Genomic DNA, 3,882 nt, shown 5'->3' on the forward strand with positions numbered 1-3,882 from the left:
GGCTCCCGTGCGACCGGCCGCCGCCGTCTCCGGGCCCCCGGAAGCGCGTGACGCGCCCGGAACGGCCCCGCGCCGCCTGTGGGATCGGCCACAGGCCCCCGCGCGCCGGAACCTCCGCGCGCGGGGCGCACGCGCCGCCCGCACGGTTCGTACGCCCAACCCGCGCAGGCCTCCTGACGGCACGCCCGCAACCGTTCCGATCGGCCGAAACCCGGTGGACGCCCCGCGCTCCGGCACCACCGCCCGCCCCCGTCCCGTCGACGCCGGGCGGTGCCCGTGGATAGGGTCGGACCCCATGGCTGGCAGAGCGCCGGGCACACCGCCCCAGACGACTGCGACGAGGCCCGGCGCCGCCCCGGCGTCCGAGTCCGTGACGGCCCGGTTGCGCAAGAGGCTCCGCCGGGTCCGCCGAAGGCTGCGCACGGCCGGGGTGGACTACTTCCGCGGCGGCGCCGCCGACTGGCCGGTGCTCTGCGCGCTCGCCCTGCTCGTCCCGCTGCTGATCATGCTCAACATCTGGATCCCCGGCTGGGCCCCGCCCACCTCCCTGGTCCTGCCGATCCTGGCCGGCGCCCTGCTGCTGCGCCCCGGCAGCCTGGTGGTGCTCTACGCGCTGGCCGCCCTCGGCCTCTCCTCCGAGTCCGTGATCCACACCGGCCAGCGGGTCGCCAGCAACAACCCCGAGGCGTACCTCTACGGGGTGACCCCGGGCGCGGCCCTGGTGGTCGGCGCCGCCGGCGTGGGCGGCCTGCTGCTCGCCCAGTTCCGGGCCCGGGTCGGCGTGCCCTGGTGGGGCGGCTCCACCATGCTGTTCGACCTGCGCGAGCGGCTGCGGGTGCAGAGCCGGGTGCCCGAGCTGCCGGACGGCTGGCACGCGGACATGGCGCTGCGCCCGGCCGGCGGCCAGTCCTTCTCGGGCGACTTCGTGGTCGCCGCGCGCACCGGCCCCGGCCAGCGGCTGCTGGAGGTGGTCCTCGCGGACGTCTCCGGCAAGGGCATGGACGCCGGCTCCCGCGCCCTGCTGCTCTCCGGCGCCTTCGGCGGCCTGGTCGGCTCGCTGCCCGCGCACGACTTCCTGCCCGCCGCCAACGGCTACCTGCTGCGCCAGTCCTGGGAGGAGGGCTTCGCCACCGCCGTCCACCTGGTGCTGGACCTGGACACCGGTGAGTACGAGCTGCTCTCGGCCGGGCACCTGCCGGGCATGCAGCGGCTGGCGGGGGAGGGGCGCTGGGAGGTCAAGCAGGCCGAGGGCCCGCTGCTGGGGATCTACGACGGCGCCAAGTTCGAGGGCGTGCGCGGCCGGCTGAACCGGGGCGACGTGCTGATGCTGTGCACCGACGGCATGGTCGAGGCGCCGGGCCGGGACCTCGGGGAGGGCATGGACCGGCTGATGGGGGAGGCGGACCGGCTGGTGCCCGGCGGCGGACCCGGCACGGGCGCGGGCGCCGCGGGCGCGCTGATCGAGACGGTCGCCCGGGACATCAACGACGACCGCGCCGTGCTGCTGCTCTGGCGCGACTGACGCCCGCCGGCACCCGCCCGGCCCCCGTCGCCGGGGCACATGCCGGAGGCAGCCGCGGCTGTCAAGCCTGGCAGCTGATCTTCAGCCAAATCGGACGCCCCGTCGACTGACCGGACCACTGGCTTCCGTTACCCGCCCCCGACGGTTTCCCGGCCGCTCAGCACGGCCCCGCCGACGATTCGTCAGGACGGCTCCGCTATCGTCCCGGTCGGCGGAAACTCGTCTCGCATCGCAGGATATCGGCGTTGGGCTGACTTTCAGACCTTTACGCAATCGGCACGGTCGACCACACTGAGTCCGGGCGGGACTGTTCAGGATTCGGGGGATAGGGGGCGTCACGTGCGGCACGACAGACAGCGGTCGACCGCGGGCTCCCTCACCGGCGGTGTGCCGGACGGTCCGCGATTCCGCCTCGGGACCGTCGGACAGGCCGGGGTCCGGCTTTCGCAGGTGCCGCCGGGCGGCGGCACCACGCTATGAAAACGAGGAAGTGAGTCCGGGTGGCACTCTCCGTCTCCGCACTGGTCCTGTTCGCGATCCTGTGCATCATCTTCATCCGCAACAAGCAGATGAAGATCCCGCACGCGATCGTCGCCGCCCTGTTCGGCTTCATGCTGCACGAGACCACGGTCGCGACCTCCATCAACTCCCTGCTGGCCAACCTCGCGCACAGCATCTCCGGCATCACCGGAGGCTGATCCGGCCGGGCCGTCCGCACCCCCGCCGCGGGGCTACCGGCCGGCCCGTCTGGCTTCCCGCCAGCGAGCGAACAGTCCCCGGGGGCGCGCGGCCGCCGGGGCCGGGACACGCATCGGTGCGGGTGCCACGGCACCCGCCGACGTGTGCTGCCCCGACGCCGCCGGCTCGGCCGTCAGCAGGACGAACAGCCGGGCCCAGCACAGCCGTTCACCCCGCGGCCAGTCCAGCGCGCGCAGCGCCGCCGAGGCCGCCTCCGACACCTCGCCGCCCACCCGGACCTCGGCGACGTCGTCCCCCGCCTTGCCGCCCAGGAAGAGCTTGACGCCCACCGGCCCGGTCCCGGTCAACTCCGCGCGCAGCGCGGGCGCGAGCGCCGGCAGCACCCGGTGCTCGGCCAGCCAGCCCGCCAGGTGCTCGTTGCCGAAGCCGAACACCGCGGCCGGCCCCTGCACCGCTCGCCAGCCCGGGAGTTCGGGCAGGGCCGGGCGGTCGGCGTGCACCCCGCGGCCCTCCGCGAACTCGACCAGCACCGGGGCGGTGGTGGTCGCCCACATCTTCACCGCGTTGGCGAGCTTCTCCTCCTCGGTCTTGCCGAGGCCGGCCGCGCAGTCCCACACCACCGGGGCGTCCGCCCGGCCCAGGTGCAGCACGAAGCCGAGGTCCACGTGCCCGGCGCCGTCGTCCCCGGGGTGCTCGCGGACCGCCACCGCCGTGGTGCCGGGGCCGCGGACCACCTCGCCGTCCGGGCGGAACACCTGGCCCAGCCGCGCCATCTCGCGGACCACACAGCGCTGTATGACGGCCAGCCGCTCCTGAGGACCCACCGGGACTCCTCCACCTCGGGAGCGCGCGGATGAGGTCGCGCTCGAACTCCGCTCGAACGCCGCCGAGGCTATCGGCCTGGCAGCCCACCGGGAAACCGTGCGGACCCCGCGGCCCTCCGGTCGCGGAAATGTCCGGTATGCCCCACTTTGGGCAGCGGAACCTGAAGGCCGTCCGCCCGGAGGACCCGCATGCCCCGCAGCGCCGCCCCGCCCCCGCCCGTCCTCCTCGCCCCCGGTCCGCCGCCGTTCGGCCCCGCGGACTCCGGACTGGTCGCCGAGATCGAGGCCTACCTCGCCTCGCTGCCCGCCCCCGCGCGCACCCCGGTGCCGTACGTCTGCCCGTACGGCAGCACCATGCGGCCCTGGCAGGCCGGCCACCCCGAACCCCGGGCCACCCTGCTCGACCGGGCGCTGGGCCGGCCCGCCCGGCCCGTCCCGGTCGCGGCGGCCGACCACCTCAGGCTCGCCTCCCGCTACATCGGGGCGCACGGCTGGCTCCAGGGCGCGATGTGGGACGAGGCCGGCCGGGTCTGCCTGCTCGGCGCGCAGGCCGCCGTCCTGGCGCACGGCTACGGCACCCCGGCCACCGTGCGCACCGCCCGGGTCCAGCTGATGGAGGTGCTGCACGCCACCGGCCGCCCGGCGCGCTCCCCGGACGAGTACAACGACCGCCCGACCACCCGGGAGGGCGACGTCCACCAGCTGCTGGACCGGGCCGCCGCCCGGGCCGCCCGGCTCGGGCTCTGAGGTCCCCGCGATGCCTCCGGGTGGCCCCGCGACGCCTCCGGGGGCTTCCGGGCGGGAAAACGTCGACGGCCCCGGTGTGCTGGGCACACC

The 3,882-nt window shown here is 75.8% G+C and carries 4 protein-coding genes; 3 read left to right on the top strand and 1 reads right to left on the bottom strand.

What is annotated here, in order from left to right:
- Positions 1 to 295: 295 nt before the first annotated feature.
- On the top strand, positions 296 to 1,522 hold the full coding sequence (locus tag ACFU7Z_RS37460; RefSeq protein WP_079271718.1) for a PP2C family protein-serine/threonine phosphatase: 1,227 nt from the start codon (positions 296 to 298) through the stop codon (positions 1,520 to 1,522).
- A gap of 500 nt (positions 1,523 to 2,022) precedes the next feature.
- A complete protein-coding gene (locus ACFU7Z_RS37465) occupies positions 2,023 to 2,220 on the top strand; it encodes a hypothetical protein (RefSeq protein ID WP_049648957.1) in 198 nt (65 codons plus the stop codon).
- A 33-nt stretch (positions 2,221 to 2,253) separates the two neighbouring features.
- On the opposite strand, the gene ACFU7Z_RS37470 is transcribed toward ACFU7Z_RS37465, so the two are convergent.
- The gene (locus ACFU7Z_RS37470; RefSeq protein ID WP_143204453.1) at positions 2,254 to 3,045 is read right to left on the bottom strand and encodes a DUF6348 family protein; all 792 of its coding nucleotides are present in this window, start codon (positions 3,043 to 3,045) and stop codon (positions 2,254 to 2,256) included.
- Positions 3,046 to 3,234: 189 nt separating this feature from the next.
- On the opposite strand from ACFU7Z_RS37470, the gene ACFU7Z_RS37475 reads away from it, so the two are divergent.
- Positions 3,235 to 3,792, top strand: coding sequence for a hypothetical protein (locus ACFU7Z_RS37475; protein ID WP_380782570.1), 558 nt, complete (start codon positions 3,235 to 3,237; stop codon positions 3,790 to 3,792).
- Positions 3,793 to 3,882: the final 90 nt, after the last annotated feature.

Origin of the sequence: Kitasatospora sp. NPDC057518 (assembly GCF_042802075.1) — a bacterium.
Classification (GTDB): Bacteria; Actinomycetota; Actinomycetes; order Streptomycetales; family Streptomycetaceae; genus Kitasatospora.